Origin of the sequence: Acinetobacter sp. YH12205 (assembly GCF_013418125.1) — a bacterium.
Classification (GTDB): domain Bacteria; phylum Pseudomonadota; class Gammaproteobacteria; order Pseudomonadales; family Moraxellaceae; genus Acinetobacter; species Acinetobacter towneri.
The window spans coordinates 201,107-220,385 of the sequence record NZ_VPCQ01000004.1 but is presented as its reverse complement, the minus strand read 5'-3'; the positions used below and the strand labels follow the sequence as shown (position 1 = coordinate 220,385).

Genomic DNA, 19,279 nt, shown 5'->3' with positions numbered 1-19,279 from the left:
TTATTTTAATTCAAAATCATACACTTAAGTGTGTCAAGCTGATCCAATTAAAAAAAAATAAATATTTTTTTTGATTACTCTGTCAGCAATTAAGCTTGATTTTTTTCGACACTACTGTAAATGAATTTGTACAAAGCCTTTTCATCTGTGAGATTTTTGTTAAACTCCTCATAACTGTTTGGGGACAGCTTTTAGTGTATTCACAGCATGAACAATAAAATTAATGCCTTTTTACTGTATATTTTGGGGACTGCCAGCATCATGCCTTTGGCAACGACAACGCACGCAGGTCAAATTTATATGTATAAGGACAGCAATGGCAGTACCTTGCTGACTAACCGCAAAAGTGCAGATCGTTCACTGACAAAAGTAAAAGTCACATATTATCCAGACAGCAATATTCACAGTTATCGCAACTGGGGCAATTCCGAAGCGTCGGTATTGCCAAGTTATAGCCGCAATAAAAACGCCTTTGACCACATTATTCAGCAAGCAGCACAACAACACGGTGTTTCAGAAGGTCTAATTAAAGCAGTGATGCATACCGAATCAGGTTTTAATGTCAACGCCCGCTCGCCTGTCGGTGCACAAGGTCTAATGCAGCTCATGCCTGCGACAGCACGACGTTTTAATGTCAGCAACGCTTATGACCCGCATGAAAACATTATGGCGGGTGCAAAATACTTGGCTTGGTTACTCAAACGCTTTAATGGCAACACCACTTTAGCTTTGGCGGGTTATAACGCGGGCGAAGGCAATGTTGCAAAATACGGCGGTGTACCACCTTTTCGTGAAACTCAGGACTATGTACGTCGTGTGACCAGTCGTTATAGCAACCTGTATGCCAACGGTGTTAGTGCAAGTGCTAATAACAATGCGATTACGGCAAATAACAATAGCAATACTCAGAGTCAAAATACCCAAGTGATTGCGCAGTCAGACAATTACACTGCCAGTAATCATCAAGTCGCAGCAAACAAACGTCCACCACGTCAAATTATTATGGCTGCCGATGGTCGCTTTACCGATGCACCTGCAGGTTCATACGCGACAGGGAATGCCACAGCTTCGGCACGTATTTTTATTTCAGAATAAAAGCTAAAGCGCTTCATTTGAGCTTGCGGCAACGCAAGCCTTTTTGAAATGCCAATTGCAGTATCAGCGCAAAATATTTTTAGTACAGTTTTATTATTTTTTCTTGAATTTTTAATACATACACCGCATATTTACGGCATGGTTTATTAATAAATCAGATTACATTTTTAATATAAGAGGATTTACTCAATGATGCGGATTGGTTTGTTCTTGCTAACCAACCTCGCGGTACTGGTTGTAGCTGGCATAATTTTGTCACTCTTCGGTGTCGGTAGTTACCATGGCGCGGGTGGCTTAAACCTAGGCAACCTGTTGGTCATCTGTTTTGTCTTTGGTATGGTTGGCTCTTTAATTTCACTATTCATGTCTAAATGGATGGCGAAAAAAACAACTGGGACTGAATTAATTGACCCGAATGCCCCTCGTAACCAAGCTGAAGCGTGGTTATTAAATGAAGTTGCGCAATTGTCGCAGCGTGCTGGTATCAAAATGCCAGAAGTGGGTATTTTCCCTTCTTACCAATCGAATGCTTTTGCAACAGGTTGGAATAAAAACGATGCTTTAGTGGCTGTATCTACAGGGCTGCTTGAGCGTATGAACAAAGATGAATTACGTGCAGTTTTGGCACACGAAATTGGTCACGTTGCCAATGGTGACATGGTGACCTTGGCACTGATTCAAGGTGTGGTCAACGCATTCGTCATGTTCTTTGCCCGTGTTGCAGGTGACTTCATTGACCGTAACGTATTTGGTCGTGAAGATGGCGAAGCACCAGGCTTGGCTTATTTTGCAATTACCATTGTACTGGATATCGTATTTGGTATTTTGGCCTCTTCAATCGTGATGTGGTTCTCGCGTCAACGTGAATACCGTGCCGATGAAGCAGGTGCACGTTTGGCAGGTAAACAAGCCATGATTTCTGCATTATTACGCTTACAAGCAGAATCTGAAATGCCAGATGCAATGCCAAAAGAAATGAAAGCTTTTGCGATTTCTGCAGGTAAAGAAGAAGGTTTTAGCTTGGCAGCGTTATTCCAAACTCACCCAAGCATTGAACAACGTGTTGCAGCTTTACAGCAATTAAATTTACCTTAATACTGCTAGCAAGATATTGTAACAGCGACACCAAAAAGCTTCCTCAGGGAAGCTTTTTTCATGTCTGTAAATTAGATCTGCCAGATGGTTTTGTACTTTAAACAGGTTCATTTAAACAGCAAAACTTTGTGACCAGTGCCACAACCAACTTGCACCGAGCCATGCTGCCCAAATAAAGAAAATAAGAAAAATCACACCAAGCAAATCAGGCAAATGTAGCCACAGCCATGCCACTACAGGATTACGCCAAAATGCTGACTGCTGCTGTTTACGTTCCAATCGCTCATGTAAAAAAGGATGTACCACATGATGCTCACTGTGAATCTGATATTCTTCACGGATATGCGTATGCACTACATCTAAAGCTTTACGGCTTGGACGAATAAATACATCAAATACTGTGCCGACAATTGGCACAAAACCAACTACTGCATCCATCACAGCAAGTTTAATCACGGGAGTGAGTTTGGTTTGTGGTACACCAATTTGTTTGGCTTTATAAATCGCATAACAGGTCAGTGCAAAACCTGCGACATCCCCCGCGACAGGTACAGTGCCTAATGCGGCATCTGCTCCCACGCCCTGCTTGGTAAATGGAATACGCACCACAGAATCCATCATATTGGCAAACTTGGCTAAATCGCGCTCTAAGCGAATCACCTCTTGCTGGCTAAGTTTTTTTGAAGATGCAGGTTCTGGCATAGAAAACGTATCGTTGGGTAAATGCAATCTACTTGAGAATAAAGCAGTTTTTTACTCAGGTCTGTTATGATTTTATAAACAGAATTTTGATCAATGCAAAAAGTTTAAGATGAGGTCTTGAATAAGTCATCATCACCGACAGTGTTTAAAGTAACAACTGTGAAGCAATAAATAAGTACACCACCACGCCCGTTGCATCACAAATCGAGGTTACCAAAGGCGCAGAGGCACTGGCAGGGTCTAGTTTCAGGCGATGCAAAATAAAAGGCAAACTCATGCCAATTAAACAGCCCATCAGCACAATGCCCAGCATACTCAGTGCCAATACCACAGACACCATCATATCGCCACGGTAATAGCCTAAAATTGAAACCGCAAAAGCCATAGTTCCACCCAAACATAGCGCCACCAAACTTTCACGTCCGAGTAAATGCAGCCAATCTTTAAATTGCACATCACCTGTAGCCAGTGCCCGTACCATTAAGGTCGCAGACTGAGAACCCGCATTACCACCACTACCGACCAAAAGCGGCAAGAAAAAAACCAGTACAATATGTGCTGCAATAATGTCTTCATAATGCGCAATGCCAATTCCAGACAATAAACTGCCAAATACCAAAATCACCAACCAAAACACACGTTTGCGATATAAAAATAAAATTGGCGCAGTTTTTATACTCATGCCAGGTGAAGACGCTACCGCACTGGATTTTAAAAAGTCTTCTGTAGTTTCTGCCTGTACCACGTCCATCGCATCATCATAGGTGACAATCCCCAGTAAATGCTGTGCATCATCTACAATCGGTAAGGCCAAAAAATCATAATGGCTGAGTTTTTGCGCGATACTTTCCTGATCTTCAGTCACCAAACCTGTGACCAAATCGGTGCACATCACATTTTTAATTTTTTGTTCAGGCGGGTTTTGAATAATTTCCCTTAAAGAAATAACCCCCAATAGTTTCATTAGTTCATCGACAATATAAATCAGGTACAAAGTTTCCCGATCTGTGGTCATTCTGCGCAATTCATCTATAGCTTGCTGCATGTTCAGTTCTGGCGAGAGCACCACGAAATCCGAACTCATAATCGCGCCCGCAGATTCTTCAGGATAGCGCGCTAAAGTCTGAATCTGTGCGCGTTTTTCTTCCGTAATGTGTAAGCTGACAAAACGCTGTAAATGCGGAGAAAGTAACTTAAATAAGTCGGTGCGGTCATCTGAATGCATGGCTGAAATCAGTTTGACCAATTGCTGCGGTGCAATCGCTTCGGCAATTTGAAGTTGTGAATGCAGTGGTAAAAATTCCATCACCAAGGCAGCACTGTCAATTTGTTCAATTAAACTCAGCTGTGCTTTCAGGCTTAAATACTGCATCAAGTCGGCTAAATCGGCAGGATTGATACTGTCGATCAGGCTGTGTACTGTGCTTGGCTGATGCAATTGTAAGGCTTGTTCTAACTGTTCAGCGTGCAGATTGGTCATTGCTCTCACCCACTCCATCATTCCAAAAACGTAAAATGAAGAATGGGCGCAGTGTCTCGGCCCAAACCAACCCTTAAAAAACCGAAAATCTGTAGATTTATGCAAGATTTTTAGCGTTTCATATCATAGCCTATAATCTTGCTAAGTGCCTAATAAAAAACATCTTTAGTTTATGGGTGATGAACGATTCACTTGAAATATAGAACGAATCAGCACGTACATAAATGGAATAAAAACGAGCACTAAAATTGTGCCAAAAATTACCCCACCCAAAACACTCACCCCAATTTCCTGACGACTTGCTGCACCTGCACCATACGCAAATACCAACGGTAAAATACCTGCACCAAATGCCAATGAGGTCATTAAGATTGGTCTAAGCCGCAAACTCGCACCTTCCAAAGCGGCTTGGATGACTTGTTTGCCTTGATGCTGCGCAGCCGAAGCAAATTCCACAATTAAGATGGCATTTTTACATGACAAACCAATGGTGGTAAGCAAGGCAATTTGGAAATAAATATCGTTCGGGAAACCTGCCAAATAGCTGAAAATAATATTTCCACCAATCCCTAAAGGAATGGCGCTCATCACGGCTGTTGGAATACTCCAACTTTCATACAAGGCCGCAAGGCACAAGAAAATAAACCCGATGGAAACCAAATACAGTAACAAAGCCTGATTGCTAGACTGATTTTCTTCAAAAGACAACCCACTCCATGCCAAGTCAATGCCCTGCTGCTGTGCCACCATCTGTTCTAAATCACGCATCGCCTGCCCTGAGCTATATCCTTCGGCAGTATCGGCTTCCATTTGCACGGCGCTATACCCCATAAAACGATTGACGACTTCTGGCCCACCGCTCCAACTGAGTTGAGCAAACTGGCTAAAAGGTACCATTTGATTTTGCTGACTGCGTACCGACCATTGATTCAAATCTTCAGGTTTACCACGAAATTCGGCATCACCCTGCATAATCACACGTTTAATTCGACCACGGTCAATAAAGTCGTTGATATAACTACCGCCCCAAGCTGCCGCTAAGGTACTGTTAATAGCCGTTTGATTTAAACCTGCTGCCATCGCCTGTTTCTGATCAATCGTGACGTTTAACTCCGCTTTTTCAGGATTGGCACGTTGATCTAAATTTTTAAAGCTTTGATATTGAGCGGCTTGCTGCTGTAAATTTTGAAATTGCTGAATTAAAAAATCGCGTCCTGTACCATTCACATCGCGCATCCAGAACTCTAAGCCATCGGTTTGCCCCAAACCACGAACTGCTGCGGGCATGCCAATGGTAATTTGTGCATTGGGATGCTGTCGAAAATGCTGCATGGCACGTTCACGAATAGCTTGTGCGGTATGCTGTTGCCCTTGACGCTCATCCCAATGTTTTAGCGCAATAAAACCCTGCCCTAAATTCTGCCCTGTTCCCGAAAAATTACGTCCATAACGAATCATCACCAAATCAACATTGTGGGCTTCATGCTGCATAAAGTATTCACGTATGCTTTCGCCCACTTCACGACTTTTAGACAACGGCGCACCTTCCTGTAATTTAAATTGCACCGACAACATGCCCTGATCTTCATTCGGGATAAAACTGGTAGGTAAGGCACGGTAAAACAAGGCAAACACCGTCAGTAAACCTGCAAAAATAACCAGACACACCGCTTTATGCTGAATCGTCCAGCCTGATAATTTGAGATAGTGTTGTTTTAAGCGTTCCAGTTTTTGATTAAACCAGATGGCCCATTGGGCTGGTTGTGGATTGGGTTTTAAAATCAAGGCACACAAGGCAGGCGTTAAAATTAAGGCCACACCTAAAGACAGCACCATCGCAGTGACTAAGGTGATGGAAAACTGGCGATAAATCACCCCAGTCGAACCACCAAAAAATGCCATAGGAATAAATACTGCGGTCAAAACTAAGGTAATGCCGACCAAAGCACCGCTAATTTCCTGCATTGATGCGATGGATGCCTGTTTAGCCGAGAGCTGCTGTTCGTGCATTAAACGCTCGACGTTTTCGACCACGACAATCGCATCATCCACCAACAAACCAATGGCTAAAACCAAAGCGAATAAGGTCAGCGTGTTAATACTTAGGCCAAAGAGTTGCAACACGGCCATAGTGCCTAAAATCACCACAGGCACGGTTACGGTAGGAATGAGCGTCGCGCGCCAGTTTTGTAAAAACAAGAACATCACAATGACAACTAAAATCACCGCTTCAATTAAAGTTTTCACCACTTCATTAATTGATTCCTGCACGAAAGGCGTGTTATCTCGTGGATAGACAATTTGGTAACCTTCGGGCAATTGTTGTTTTAAATGCTCAATTTGTTTTTGAATTAAGGCTGAAGTTTGTAACGCATTGGCACCAGAAGATAATGAAATCCCCATCCCTGCCGATGGAAAACCATTAATGGTATTAAAGCTTTGATAATTTTCTGCACCAAGTTCAATACGTGCCACATCTTTTAAATAAACAAAGCCACCTGCCTGATCTGCTTTTAAAATAATATTTTCAAATTCTTCTACCGTTTTTAAGCGTGAACCTGAGGTGACTTTGGCATTGAGATATTGTTCTTGTGCTATGGGTAATTCACCAATTGCGCCTGCTGCGACTTGGGTATTTTGTGCCAATACTGCAGCACGTACATCACTTGGCATGAGTGCGTATTGTTTTAACTTTAACGGATTCAGCCAAATCCGCATTGCATATTGTGCACCAAAAACATCGACCTCACCCACACCTTCAATGCGTGCCAACTCTTGCTCTAAATGACTCATCATATAGTCAGACAAGGCAATATTGCTGCTTTTGGCTGTGGCATCGTACAGCCCAATGACCATGTGGGTATCACCCAATGATTTAAAGACATTTACCCCCTGACGCTGTACATCTTCAGGTAAGCGGTTAATTGCGCCATTAATCGCATTTTGTACCTGGACTTGTGCGGTATCGGGGTTGGTACCATTTTCAAAGCTAATGCTGATTCGACTTCGTCCTGAAGAATCACTGCTAGAACTAAAATACAGTAAGTGATCTAAGCCTTTAATTTGCTGTTCTAAAACCTGTGTGACGCTTTCTTCAACCGTTTCTGCCGAAGCTCCCGTATACGTTGCGCTGACAGTGATACGAGGTGGTGCAATGTCTGGATAGCGTTCTACTGGTAAATTTAATACTGAAAAAATCCCGAGTGCCATCACTATAATAGCGAGCACACCTGCAAAAATAGGACGTTCAATAAAAAATTTAGACAGCATAAAACTGGATCACTTATAGATGGCAATGTTGATATTTAAATATGAAATGAATCAAGTGGATGAAGATCATCAAAAAAACTTGAAACCGTGTTTCAAATTAACACAGCAAAATAGAACTTGGATGACTGCACATCAAAAAATCTAGTTTTGTCACAAAAATGTTGATTGGTCTTCATTTTTTCTCACAGATTTTTGTGTTTACCCTCCCAATTTTGGGATAGCACCAAAACTCATCTAATTTCTATACTGCAGACATGACAATTTGAATAACAAGGAATTCGTGATGAAAAAAACTTTATTATGCTTAACTTTAGCAGGCTTACTCAGTGCATGTGGCGGTTCAGACAATGATTCTGATAGCAATTCTAATCCTCCACCGAGTTCAACAACACAAATTGGTGTACTAACCGATGGACCTGTAACTGGGGTTAAATATCTCAGAACCTCGAGTTCAGGTGAAAGTATTGAAGACTTCACCAATGATAAAGGTGAGTTTGAATATGCAGAGGGTGATACTGTCCGCTTCTTTATTGGCGATGTCCAACTGGGTGAAGCGATTGAAGCCAAAGCACGTATTACACCACTAGATTTAGCCGAATCAGAAAATGCCCGAACAAATTTAATGGTGTTTTTACAAACGTTAGATCATGATGGCGACCATAGTAATGGGATCGAAATTAAACCAGATATTCAAACAGCCTTAACCGCTGTGAATATGAATTTCGAGCAAGCACCCGCAGAGTTTTCAACTACGTTTGTCAATGAAGTGATCCCTAAAACCGATATCCCATTAGATCGAATCGTGACACCAGAAAAAGCTGCAGAAAACTTCCAAGCCACCTTTTATAAAGATATTGCTGGAACTTGGGAAATTGGACGCACCAACACATCTGCTGTTTTATTACATATTTTAGCAGACGGACGTTATGCGCTAGGTGAAGCAGATGTAGCTGATGAAACAGGGAAGTCTGGTATCGAAACAGGACGACTAAATTGGAATGCTTTAACTTCAGCGCTGAGCCCTGTGATCTCAGTAGATACTAATGGAGACTACGGGCTTTCACATCCAGACAATGATGGTCATTACCGCCTAAGTTATAACGGTACAGATTTAGTGCTGACTGATGTAGGAAGTAATAGCACCTATATTTTAACTAAAGTCAAACAATCATCAGGTTTAGTCGGCACTTGGCAATTTAATCAAACTCATTTATTTGCTTTCTTTGACACAGGATTCTATTTCTTGTTAGACACTGAAGGCGATGATGATTGCGCTAACCCAGGTATTGAATATGGCAAATATTCAATGACAGCCAATACACTTGCCGCAACAGAAGTGTTATATGACACCAACGATTGCGGTGGCTTACAAGACTCTTGGGATGGCAGTAAAGTGAATGCAACTTACAGCATCTCAGGAACAAGCCTGACCTTGCATCCGCAAGGCGAAGACCCTGTTACACTACAACGTAGTAACTAAAATACTCAGAAGCAGCCTACGCCCGACTTAGGCTGCTTTAACCAATATGCTCAAAATGAATGGTACAGCCCATTAATAAATGCATAAGTTCAATCTGCGAGTTGCATTGGGTTTTTTCATAAATATTTTTAAAATAAGTGCGCACCGAACTGAGGGTAATTCCACAATGTTCAACGATTTCTTCTAACTTACAACCATTCAACAACAACTCACACAGCTCAAACTCACGTTTAGACAATTGATAAGCTTGCTGCAAATAGGCTTTTGACAAGGCGTAGAGTTGATGTTTATCGGTCAGAAATACCGCTATTTGATGTTGTCCTGCATCTTGATGCTGCATATTTTTTAATTTAGAAAAAGGCACGATAGTCAGCATTAATTCTCGTCCTTTCAGATCTGACAAAGCCAATACACCGCCTACATCTGCATTTAATGCAGACTGTCCTAATAAGGCTGAATTTAATAATTGATCTAAACGACTTTGATCATAAGCATGGGTTTTTAAGCGATTATACAAATCCAAATCTAAACATGAATCGTGTTCAATCATGCTTTGAGCTAAAGGGTTTGAATAAGTCAAACTCAGCTGATGATCAAGCAAAATTACACCTGTTTTTAAATGATCGAGCACACTATACAAACTTAAATTTTCTTGTTTAACCAAACTAAACTGACGATGGATTTGTAAAGCACGGCGCAAATGCACCCCCAATTGCTTTAAAAAATCCAACTCTTTTTGTTGATACGGCGCTGCATCAGGCGCACGGTGTAACCCTAAAACCGCCCAGCGATGTGAACCCTGATCGAGCAAAACAGCCGAGATATAACTAATTCCCGTCGGATTCAAACACCGTTCATAAAAGATATATTCATCACTTTCAGGGTTTTCCCCATAATGCGATAAATCCGAGCTCGCTACTTGGCCCACACCTAAATTTTCCCACAATACTCGGTGTAACTGCATGTCAATCACACGAATCCGCTCATCACGATAGGCATGCAAAGCTTCATCTGGAATATTGTGACTAAATAAAAAATCGTAACTTGGACTAAATTGATCTAAGGCAGTAAAAATGGCGGTTTTACTGTCTGTATATTGAACAATTTTTTCAATTACTTGCGGCCATAAATTCACATCTACAGCGGCATCATAAATACTGCCTATAATTTCGTGTTCTCGGTTATCCATTTTTATCCCCTTTATGCCTACTCCAATCTGCATTACATTTATTTAATCATTTGTTTTTCTTATTGTTCTAAAAAGAATAATGAGTTTTATTCACAAAAAAAAGGAGTTTAGATACATATTACACATTTAATGTGTAAATAAAAAATAGCTAGGTGATTTTGTCTTTTCATGTGTGCAATCTCTACATTACAAAAACTACGCCATAAAAAAAACCCCGTATCTGACGATACGAGGTTTTTGAAGTTTGGGTACGCTGAGGTTTACATCATACCGCCCATACCACCCATGCCACCCATATCTGGCATTGCTGGCTTGTCTTCTGGAATTTCAGTAATCATACATTCTGTTGTTAACATCAGGCCAGCAACAGACGCTGCATGCTCAAGTGCAGAACGAGTTACTTTTGCAGGGTCAAGAATACCCATTTCCAACATGTCGCCATATTCACCAGTCGCAGCGTTATAACCATAGTTACCTTCACCGTTCTTCACAGCATTGATTACTACAGATGGCTCATCACCAGCATTGGCTACGATTTGACGAAGCGGAGCTTCAATTGCACGACGAAGAATGTTGATACCTACGTTTTGGTCATCGTTAGCACCAGTCAGACCATCAAGTGCAGATGCAGCACGCACCAGTGCAACACCACCACCTGCAACAACACCTTCTTCAACCGCAGCGCGAGTTGCGTGAAGCGCATCATCCACACGGTCTTTCTTCTCTTTCATTTCAACTTCAGTTGCAGCACCAATTTTGATGACTGCTACACCGCCTGCTAATTTAGCAACACGTTCTTGAAGTTTTTCTTTGTCATATTCAGAAGTAGATTCTTCGATTTGCGCACGGATTTGCTGAACACGCTCAGAAATCTGATTTGCATCACCAGCACCATCCACAATCACGGTGTTTTCTTTAGAGACTGTAACTTTGTGCGCGCTACCCAAATGCTCTAGTGATGTTTGCTCCAAAGACATACCAATTTCTTCAGAAATAACCGTACCGCCTGTCAAGATTGCAATATCTTGAAGCATTGCTTTACGACGATCACCAAAACCAGGCGCTTTCACCGCACATACTTTGATGATGCCACGCATGTTGTTCACAACAAGCGTTGCCAGCGCTTCGCCTTCAACATCTTCAGCGATGATCAGAAGAGGCTTACCTGTTTTTGCAACCGCTTCAAGCACGCTAATCAATTCACGAATGTTGCCGATTTTTTTATCAACAAGAAGAATGAACGGATTTTCAAGTTCTGCAGTCAACGTGTCTTGTTTGTTGGCGAAGTATGGCGAGATATAACCACGGTCAAACTGCATACCTTCTACAACGTCAAGCGAATCTTCAAAGCCTGAACCTTCTTCAACAGTGATTACGCCTTCTTTACCAACGCGTTCCATTGCTTCTGCAATTAACTTGCCCACAGTCGTGTCCGAGTTTGCAGAAATAGAACCTACTTGCTCAATCGCTTTCGTGTCAGAAGCAGGTTTAGCCGTTGCTCTAATGTCTGCAACGACTGCCTTTACAGCAAGGTCGATACCACGTTTCAAATCCATTGGGTTCATGCCCGCAGTTACAGATTTGATGCCTTCATTTAAAATGGCTTGTGCAAGTACTGTTGCAGTGGTCGTACCGTCACCTGCGATATCATTGGTTTTGCTAGACACTTCACGTACAAGCTGAGCACCCATGTTCTCAAACTTGTCTTTCAAGGTGATTTCTTTCGCAACAGATACACCATCTTTAGTGATGTGCGGCGCACCGAAAGAACGGTCAATCACTACGTTACGACCTTTAGGGCCTAAAGTTACTTTAACTGCGTCTGCAAGTACGTTTACACCTGCGATCATTTTTGTGCGAGCTGAATCACCAAATTTTACGTCTTTAGCTGACATGTTTAACTCCAAATATTTTTAAATAATGTTCAAATTTGCTTTGAATATGAGTTCTAAACTTAGCCTTCAAGTACCGCTAAAATATCAGACTCTTTCATAATTAGAAGTTCTTCACCGTCTACTTTAACTGTGGTGCCTGCATAAGTACCAAACAAGACTTTGTCGCCCACTTTTACGTCTAAAGCGCGTACGCCATTGTCTGTAATTTGACCATTACCTACTGCAATCACTTCACCTTGCGCTGGTTTTTCTGCAGCAGAACCTGGAAGCAAGATACCGCCAGCTGTTTTTGTTTCTTCTTCAACACGACGAATAACTACGCGGTCATGTAATGGACGAATGTTGCTCATAAATAACTCCATCAGACTAGGTCTATGTACAGATTCCTGATGACGACTTATTTATTCCTTTGGTCATCATCAAAATAAATTTTAGATGACACAGTTGTGGGGATGGAAAAAAACGCTTCAAGGGGAAAAGCTAAAAATTTTTCAATTTTTGTTGTTTTTTTAGACAAGTTGGCTAGATCGGTGATTTATTCTGCATTTTGTTGCCACAACACAAATTGCTTTTTTTCAGCATCAAAAATGTAATGCTGCACATCACCATTGTTACACAATACATTTAAGCTATTCGGCATACCTTGATGCAAACGATATGAAATTGCAGTACCCGCATGAATATCCAGCACAGGATGCGCTGCGCCTAAGGCATAAATTTGATTTAAGTCATATACTGCGGGTTGGTGTAAATGCCCATGCAGCAAGGCATATAAACCATTTTTACTCCACTGCTCTAAGGCAATTCGCCCCAACACTGGGCAATCTTTAATGCTGTGGCGATCATCTGGTGGTGTATAAAATGGTTGATGCGCCACCAAAATTTTAAACTTATTACTTGGCGCAACTTGTAGCAAAGCTTCAACTTCCTGAATTTGACTTAAAGAAATATGCCCGCGAGTATGAAAACGGCGTCGAATACTATTTACGCCTATCAGATAAAAATGTTGCGTTTCCAACACACTTTCCATGCGCCCAAAAAACAACTGATAACGGGCGAATGGACTCAAAAACCTTTTCCAGAGATGATACAGCGGAATATCGTGATTACCTGGTACTACCAAATACGGCACATCTAAACTGTCTAAAAAATGCTTACAGGCATAAAATTGTGCATAACGTGCGCGTTGAGTTAAATCGCCGCTCACCACTACCGCTTCAGGCTGCAATGATGCACACAACTGTTGAATCGCCTGCATACACGCGATATTTTCGGTGCCGAAATGCAAATCAGACAGATGCAATAACATGCGGCACCTTAATGTTGAGTGCATTCTTCTGCACCGAAATATGTAATGGCGGACGCATTTTGACAATTTCCCCATCTATCGCCACGGTCAGCTGCGTCTGTGTACTGTGAATTACCACCTGATCTGCAGCAAAACTATAAACATCACTGGCTTGATCTAGTTTGCCCTGAATCATTTGCCATAAAATTTTAAATAAAGTCAGCTTATCGCTTTTGGCAACCACGACACCCGCAACTTTGCCCTGTTCTGCCGCTTGCGCAATACGTAAATTCATTTCAGATAATTGCAATTGATTATTGCCAAAGAAAATCAACGGGGTTTTTAAGGGATAAAGTGTGCCATCGATTGCAATTTTTAATTTTAACTCTTTACGGTCACGAATCAGCACATCCAAACCTGAAGTATAGGCATGCAAAGGTAAACGTCCTAAATATTGGTTATAACGCTCGCGCTTTTGAATGAATAAAGGATACAACCCCAAACTGGCATTGTTTAAATAAATATGTTGATTGATTTGTGCCACATGCACAGCTCGCGTCGTGCCTGTGGCAATGACCTGTGCGGCTTCAATTAAATCTAGCGGAATATTCAGTAAGCGCGCCACATAATTAAACGTGCCCAAAGGCAAAATACCCATGGGGATAGATGTCCCTTTTAACTTTGCAGCAACCGCATTTAAAGTACCATCTCCACCCGCTGCAACCACAACACCGCTTAACTGCGCTGCTTGATGCCGTGCTAACACCTGTTGCATCAGTTGATCAAAATTGGCGATTTCACCCATTTCAAACAATTGGATTTCAAAACCATGCTGTGACAAAACATGCAACAGTTCTTCATATACACCTTCTTGCTGTGTGGCATGAAATCCTGATTTTTGATTATAAATAAGAGATAAAGGCTGTAATGTTGTCGACATTTTCTTCAATCATTTTAAAGCTTTTGCTCTAATTTCAACCAATTGATGCAGAATGAAAAGCAGCTTTATGTAAAAATCGAATGACGACCATTCATTAAATCAATAATCATTCTTTATAAAATTTAAGATATAAGTACATGTTTTAATTAAAAATAATTAAAATAAATAATGCCCATAATTTTTTTAAATAATGATAAATGGAACACAAAAAAGTTGTAAGCCCATGTTTCATATATGTTATTCATTATTTATATGGGTATTTTTCACATAAAGCTAAATCAAGCCTATGTCTTATTTTTTTTATGTTTTTGTGCTTTAATACAGCCACTTTTTTTTCATATTTCATCTGAACCATGTACCCCATCGTTCAGATTGTACTTTGTACACGATTTGTACACATTTAAGATAGGCCTCACCATGACCCAAGTGAACGCACCAGAATTCGTTCGTCACCCTAAGCTTATTGCATGGGTTGAAGAAATTGCAAAGTTAACGAAACCAGCAAAAATTGAATGGTGTGACGGTAGCGCAGAAGAATATCAACGTCTAATCGACTTGATGATCGCTAACGGCACCATGCAAGCATTAAACCAAGAAAAACACCCTGGTTCGTACCTTGCAAATTCAGATCCTTCTGACGTTGCTCGTGTTGAAGACCGTACTTACATCTGCTCTGAAAACAAAGAAGATGCTGGTGCGACGAACAACTGGGAAGCGCCAGCTGAAATGCGCGCTAAATTAAACGGTTTATTCGACGGTTCAATGGCTGGTCGTACCATGTATGTGGTTCCATTCTCTATGGGCCCATTAGGTAGCCACATTGCTCACATCGGTATTGAATTAACTGACTCTCCTTATGTTGCTGTCAGCATGTCTAAAATGGCTCGTATGGGTAAAGCTGTTTATGACGTATTGGGCACAGATGGCGAATTTGTTCCTTGCGTACACACTGTGGGCGCACCATTGGCTGAAGGCGAAAAAGACGTTGCTTGGCCATGTAACAAAGAAAAATACATTGTACATTATCCAGAAACTCGTGAAATCTGGTCGTATGGTTCTGGTTACGGCGGTAACGCATTATTGGGTAAAAAATGCTTAGCGCTTCGTATTGCTTCTGCAATGGGCCGTGAACAAGGCTGGTTAGCAGAACACATGCTAATTTTAGGCGTGACCAACCCACAAGGCGAAAAACACTACATCGCAGCAGCATTCCCTTCTGCATGTGGTAAAACCAACTTTGCGATGTTAATTCCACCTGCAGGTTACGAAGGCTGGAAAATTGAAACTGTAGGTGACGATATTGCTTGGATCAAACCAGGTGAAGATGGTCGCTTATATGCAATTAACCCTGAAGCTGGTTTCTTCGGTGTTGCTCCTGGTACAAACACCAAGACTAACCCGAACTGTATGGCAACTCTGCACAAAGACGTGATTTATACCAACGTTGCTGTGACTGACAACGGCGAAGTATGGTGGGAAGGTCTATCTAAAGAAGTTCCTGCAAACCTAACCAACTGGAAAGGTCAACCACACACTGGCGCAGAAAAAGCAGCTCATCCAAATGCGCGCTTCACTGTTGCAGCAGGTCAATGTCCTTCTATTGATGCTGACTGGGAAAATCCAGCAGGTGTTCCAATTTCAGCGTTCATCTTCGGTGGTCGTCGTGCAGACACAGTGCCTCTAATTTCAGAAGCATTTGACTGGGTAGATGGCGTATATAAAGCTGCAACGATGGGTTCTGAAACGACTGCAGCAGCCGTTGGTCAACAAGGTATTGTACGCCGCGACCCATTTGCAATGCTTCCATTTGCTGGTTACAACATGGCAGACTACTTCTCTCACTGGTTAGAAATGGGTGAGAAAGTTGGCGAAAAAGCAAAAGCTGCAGGCAACAAATTACCAGGTATTTACAACGTAAACTGGTTCCGTCGTGATGCAGAAGGCAACTTCGTATGGCCTGGTTTTGGTCAAAACATGCGTGTGCTTGAGTGGATCATTGATCGTTGCGAAGGTCGTGCAGAAGCTGTTGAAACTCCAATTGGTTTTGTTCCAACGTATGAGCAATTGAACTGGACTGGTTTAGATTTCTCTAAAGAGCAATTTGAAACTGTAACAGCGCAAGACAAAGAACAATGGATCAAAGAGTTAGAAAGCCACACTGAGTTATTCAACAAACTTGGTGAGCGCTTACCTGCTGCATTGAAAGCACGTCAAGCTGCTTTACTTGAAGCGGTTAAGTCTGCGTAATTCAACGCTGATGGCTAAAAAAAGGTCACTTCGGTGACCTTTTTTATTGCCCTAATATTTTATGTGTTAAAAGCACCGAAATCCGCTCTTCAACAATCCCACCTGATGTGTAAATACTAAATAATACGAAGATTCAAGGTAAAAACATGACATCACAAGCACACGCTTATCAGCTCAAATATAGACAGCCTGCTACACCGCCAACAAAGCCATGCTTTGTCCTCTCAGCTATGGCATACTTAAAACAAGAATGAAATGACATCAAAAACATGGGACATGATCATGAATAAAACCATGAAGAATACAATGATTATTTTGGCTATGACGGGACTTGGGTTAGGTTTATCCGCTTGTCAAAGTTTGCCAGAGCAAAACGAGAATAGTTTTGTTGGCTATAAAGTCGAAAGCAAAACTGATCGCACTGCCGTATTGGCTTATACGCTTGCAGGACGTCAAAACCAACAGCGCGATGAAAGTAAATTACAGCGTGCCTGCCAAAAAGAACTTGGTGCGCATAAAACTTATCAATTGCGGATTTTAAGTATTAATGAAGTGGTGAATCCTGCAGCCAACCAACAAGACCCGTATGGTCGCCAACTTGGGCAAAGCCGCACCTCTATTGGCTTATCGAACACACCTGAGCTACATAGCAGTGAAAACTATGCTACACGTCAGGCCTTAGATGCTCGCCCAAGCACACTGCGCATTGTGCGTTATAGCTGCAATTAATTCGCGCCACAAAACTGGCTTCCTATAAGACGTGATGAGTTATCGCGTCTTATAAAAACTCACATTACGGAACTCTTTGGCTTCATCCAAATCTGGCCATGTGGTCGCGCTGCGTTCATCTATTTTTATATATTGTGGATGACTAAAGTTTTTCACTCGGCTGTCTGCCACCCAAACTTCTGGGGCGAACTTTAAGAACTCATCTAAAAAAAAGCGATTGCATTGATCATAAAGTACATCGGCAGCCAACAATACATCCACTTGTTCTGCTTTGTATAGATCATCTAAATATTCAAGCACCACATCATTCAATTCAGCATTGGCTCGACAGGCTGCAAGGCTAATGGGGTCAATATCACAACAAATTACCCGTTTGGCACCTGCCATTTTTGCAGCAATCGCCACCACGCCCGAACCTGCACCAAAGTCTAAAACGACTTTATTTTTTACTTGCTGCGGTTCTGCCAATAACCATTGCGCCATTGCAAGTCCTGAAGCCCAACAGAAAATCCAGTACGGCGTATCATTCCAAATACGACGAATCACTTCATCATCTAGCTTGTCGGTAGGAAATACTGGTGGAATAAGCCAAAGTGAAATAGGCGTTTCAGGCAATTGCTGTGCCAGTAATTCACAATTTGGAATTACATCATGTAAAGCATCTAAAAGATGTTCAGGGGCTTTAGGAAATTGAAAGGTACAGCTCATTGGATTTTTATTCGTTCTAATTTAAAAAGTTCCCTCTGCTTTTTTAAAGGAGAGGGAGCATTCATTATTTTTACAATGAATTCCCCACTCTTTTTTAGGAGAGTTAGGGAGAGAATTTTTAAGCCCTCATCCCAGCCTTCTCCCTGAGCCGTATACGGCGCAAGAGAAGGAGCATCCATTATTTTCACAATGAATTTCCCCTCTCCTGAGCAAAATTTAAAGCACTGCTTTTAAATTGAAGCGCAAGAGAGGGTTAGGGAGAGGTCTTCATCAACCTAACGCTTTCTCAGCCGCTTCAACCGTTTGACGAATCAAAGTTGTAATGGTCATTGGGCCAACGCCACCTGGTACAGGCGTATATGCAGAAGCAATCTCTTCAATGCCTTGCAATTGGATATCACCAACACCACCGCCATCACGTGGATGGAAGCCTGCATCAACAACCACAGCGCCTGGTTTGATCCAGTCTTTTTGAATCAATTCAGCTTTACCAACCGCACCAACAATAATGTCCGCTTGTTTCACAAAACTTGCAAGATCTTGGGTACGTGAATGGCAAATGGTTACTGTTGCATTGGCTTCAAGAAGCATCGCAGCCATTGGTTTACCTAAAATTGCCGAACGCCCCACAACAACGGCATGTTTGCCTGCAATTTCAATGTTTTTTTCTTTAAGAATGGTCATAATGCCTGCAGGTGTTGCAGAACCATATGCAGCTTCGCCCATTGCCATACGACCATAACCTAAACAGGTCACACCATCTACGTCTTTTGCAAGTGAAATCGCATCAAAACAAGCACGCTCATCAATTTGCGCAGGAACTGGGTGTTGCAACAAAATACCATGCACATCAGGATTGGCATTCAATTTTTCAATTTCTGCCAATAATTGTTCTGTGGTGGTTTCTGTTGGCAATTCTACTTTTAAAGAATCCATGCCCACACGACGGCAAGCATTGCCCTTCATGCGTACATAAGTTGCAGATGCACCGTCATCACCGACCAAAATAGTCGCTAGAATTGGGGTACGACCTGATTTTGCTTTTAACGCTTCTACACGTGTTAACAGATCAGCTTCAATTTGTTTTGCCAATGCACGACCGTCTAAAATTAATGCCACGGCACATCTCCAAATGTTGATATGAATCAATTTTGCAAATAA

General features: G+C 41.8%; 15 protein-coding genes. 5 read left to right on the top strand and 10 right to left on the bottom strand.

From position 1 onward, the window contains the following. The first annotated feature begins 207 nt into the window (after positions 1–207). Both FTU92_RS07175 and htpX read left to right on the top strand, forming a co-directional pair. Positions 208–1,095 carry a lytic transglycosylase domain-containing protein gene (locus tag FTU92_RS07175; RefSeq protein WP_218944542.1) on the top strand — a complete coding sequence of 296 codons (888 nt, stop codon included), beginning with the start codon at positions 208–210 and terminating at the stop codon, positions 1,093–1,095. 189 nt (positions 1,096–1,284) lie between these two features. Beyond that, entirely contained in the window at positions 1,285–2,190 is a 906-nt protein-coding gene (gene htpX / locus FTU92_RS07170; RefSeq protein ID WP_004972117.1) for a protease HtpX, read from the top strand. A 111-nt stretch (positions 2,191–2,301) separates the two neighbouring features. Here htpX and FTU92_RS07165 read toward each other — a convergent pair whose 3' ends face one another. The 3 genes from FTU92_RS07165 to FTU92_RS07155 all read right to left on the bottom strand — a co-directional run bounded on the left by FTU92_RS07165 (position 2,302) and on the right by FTU92_RS07155 (position 7,642). Beyond that, positions 2,302–2,892 (bottom strand): DUF4112 domain-containing protein, encoded by a 591-nt coding sequence (locus FTU92_RS07165; protein ID WP_004972119.1) that lies wholly within the window; start codon positions 2,890–2,892, stop codon positions 2,302–2,304. Positions 2,893–3,037: 145 nt separating this feature from the next. Then, the gene (mgtE, locus tag FTU92_RS07160) at positions 3,038–4,372 is read right to left on the bottom strand and encodes a magnesium transporter (protein WP_075175071.1); all 1,335 of its coding nucleotides are present in this window, start codon (positions 4,370–4,372) and stop codon (positions 3,038–3,040) included. Positions 4,373–4,537: 165 nt separating this feature from the next. Next, complete coding sequence (locus tag FTU92_RS07155) at positions 4,538–7,642, bottom strand: multidrug efflux RND transporter permease subunit (protein WP_180095992.1); 3,105 nt, start codon at positions 7,640–7,642, stop codon at positions 4,538–4,540. Positions 7,643–7,925: 283 nt separating this feature from the next. On the opposite strand from FTU92_RS07155, the gene FTU92_RS07150 reads away from it, so the two are divergent. Then, a complete protein-coding gene (locus tag FTU92_RS07150; protein ID WP_180095990.1) occupies positions 7,926–9,122 on the top strand; it encodes a hypothetical protein in 1,197 nt (398 codons plus the stop codon). Between the two features lie 37 nt (positions 9,123–9,159). On the opposite strand, the gene FTU92_RS07145 is transcribed toward FTU92_RS07150, so the two are convergent. The 5 genes from FTU92_RS07145 to FTU92_RS07125 all read right to left on the bottom strand — a co-directional run bounded on the left by FTU92_RS07145 (position 9,160) and on the right by FTU92_RS07125 (position 14,434). Then, positions 9,160–10,311: a helix-turn-helix transcriptional regulator gene (locus FTU92_RS07145; RefSeq protein WP_180095988.1), complete on the bottom strand. Its 1,152-nt coding sequence runs from the start codon at positions 10,309–10,311 to the stop codon at positions 9,160–9,162. A gap of 260 nt (positions 10,312–10,571) precedes the next feature. Further along, entirely contained in the window at positions 10,572–12,206 is a 1,635-nt protein-coding gene (gene groL, locus FTU92_RS07140) for a chaperonin GroEL (RefSeq protein ID WP_180095986.1), read from the bottom strand. A 59-nt stretch (positions 12,207–12,265) separates the two neighbouring features. Next, a complete protein-coding gene (gene groES / locus FTU92_RS07135) occupies positions 12,266–12,556 on the bottom strand; it encodes a co-chaperone GroES (protein WP_004972131.1) in 291 nt (96 codons plus the stop codon). A gap of 185 nt (positions 12,557–12,741) precedes the next feature. After that, positions 12,742–13,515: a metallophosphoesterase gene (locus FTU92_RS07130; protein ID WP_180095984.1), complete on the bottom strand. Its 774-nt coding sequence runs from the start codon at positions 13,513–13,515 to the stop codon at positions 12,742–12,744. Next, on the bottom strand, positions 13,496–14,434 hold the full coding sequence (locus FTU92_RS07125; protein ID WP_180095982.1) for a diacylglycerol kinase family protein: 939 nt from the start codon (positions 14,432–14,434) through the stop codon (positions 13,496–13,498). Before FTU92_RS07125 ends, FTU92_RS07130 begins: the two co-directional genes overlap by 20 nt. Before the next feature lie 417 nt (positions 14,435–14,851). Between FTU92_RS07125 and FTU92_RS07120 the strand changes: the two genes are divergently transcribed. Next, positions 14,852–16,681 carry a phosphoenolpyruvate carboxykinase (GTP) gene (locus FTU92_RS07120; RefSeq protein ID WP_004972137.1) on the top strand — a complete coding sequence of 610 codons (1,830 nt, stop codon included), beginning with the start codon at positions 14,852–14,854 and terminating at the stop codon, positions 16,679–16,681. 294 nt (positions 16,682–16,975) lie between these two features. Next, positions 16,976–17,410: a hypothetical protein gene (locus FTU92_RS07115; protein ID WP_026438295.1), complete on the top strand. Its 435-nt coding sequence runs from the start codon at positions 16,976–16,978 to the stop codon at positions 17,408–17,410. 39 nt (positions 17,411–17,449) lie between these two features. Here FTU92_RS07115 and FTU92_RS07110 read toward each other — a convergent pair whose 3' ends face one another. Together FTU92_RS07110 and folD are read right to left on the bottom strand one after the other, a co-directional pair. After that, entirely contained in the window at positions 17,450–18,118 is a 669-nt protein-coding gene (locus FTU92_RS07110) for a methyltransferase (protein WP_004972140.1), read from the bottom strand. Positions 18,119–18,388: 270 nt separating this feature from the next. Further along, the gene (gene folD, locus FTU92_RS07105) at positions 18,389–19,237 is read right to left on the bottom strand and encodes a bifunctional methylenetetrahydrofolate dehydrogenase/methenyltetrahydrofolate cyclohydrolase FolD (protein ID WP_004972142.1); all 849 of its coding nucleotides are present in this window, start codon (positions 19,235–19,237) and stop codon (positions 18,389–18,391) included. Between the last annotated feature and the right edge of the window lie 42 nt (positions 19,238–19,279).

Excerpts from the sequence above, each read along its gene's own strand:
- FTU92_RS07110 (WP_004972140.1), bottom strand. The coding sequence starts at position 18,118 with ATGAGCTGTACCTTTCAATTTCCTAAAGCCCCTGAACATCTTTTAGAT.
- FTU92_RS07150 (WP_180095990.1), top strand. The coding sequence starts at position 7,926 with ATGAAAAAAACTTTATTATGCTTAACTTTAGCAGGCTTACTCAGTGCA.
- FTU92_RS07175 (WP_218944542.1), top strand. The coding sequence starts at position 208 with ATGAACAATAAAATTAATGCCTTTTTACTGTATATTTTGGGGACTGCC.
- groES (WP_004972131.1), bottom strand. The coding sequence starts at position 12,556 with ATGAGCAACATTCGTCCATTACATGACCGCGTAGTTATTCGTCGTGTT.
- groL (WP_180095986.1), bottom strand. The coding sequence starts at position 12,206 with ATGTCAGCTAAAGACGTAAAATTTGGTGATTCAGCTCGCACAAAAATG.
- FTU92_RS07125 (WP_180095982.1), bottom strand. The coding sequence starts at position 14,434 with ATGTCGACAACATTACAGCCTTTATCTCTTATTTATAATCAAAAATCA.
- FTU92_RS07145 (WP_180095988.1), bottom strand. The coding sequence starts at position 10,311 with ATGGATAACCGAGAACACGAAATTATAGGCAGTATTTATGATGCCGCT.
- mgtE (WP_075175071.1), bottom strand. The coding sequence starts at position 4,372 with ATGACCAATCTGCACGCTGAACAGTTAGAACAAGCCTTACAATTGCAT.
- FTU92_RS07130 (WP_180095984.1), bottom strand. The coding sequence starts at position 13,515 with ATGTTATTGCATCTGTCTGATTTGCATTTCGGCACCGAAAATATCGCG.
- FTU92_RS07165 (WP_004972119.1), bottom strand. The coding sequence starts at position 2,892 with ATGCCAGAACCTGCATCTTCAAAAAAACTTAGCCAGCAAGAGGTGATT.
- FTU92_RS07155 (WP_180095992.1), bottom strand. The coding sequence starts at position 7,642 with ATGCTGTCTAAATTTTTTATTGAACGTCCTATTTTTGCAGGTGTGCTC.
- FTU92_RS07120 (WP_004972137.1), top strand. The coding sequence starts at position 14,852 with ATGACCCAAGTGAACGCACCAGAATTCGTTCGTCACCCTAAGCTTATT.
- FTU92_RS07115 (WP_026438295.1), top strand. The coding sequence starts at position 16,976 with ATGAAGAATACAATGATTATTTTGGCTATGACGGGACTTGGGTTAGGT.
- htpX (WP_004972117.1), top strand. The coding sequence starts at position 1,285 with ATGATGCGGATTGGTTTGTTCTTGCTAACCAACCTCGCGGTACTGGTT.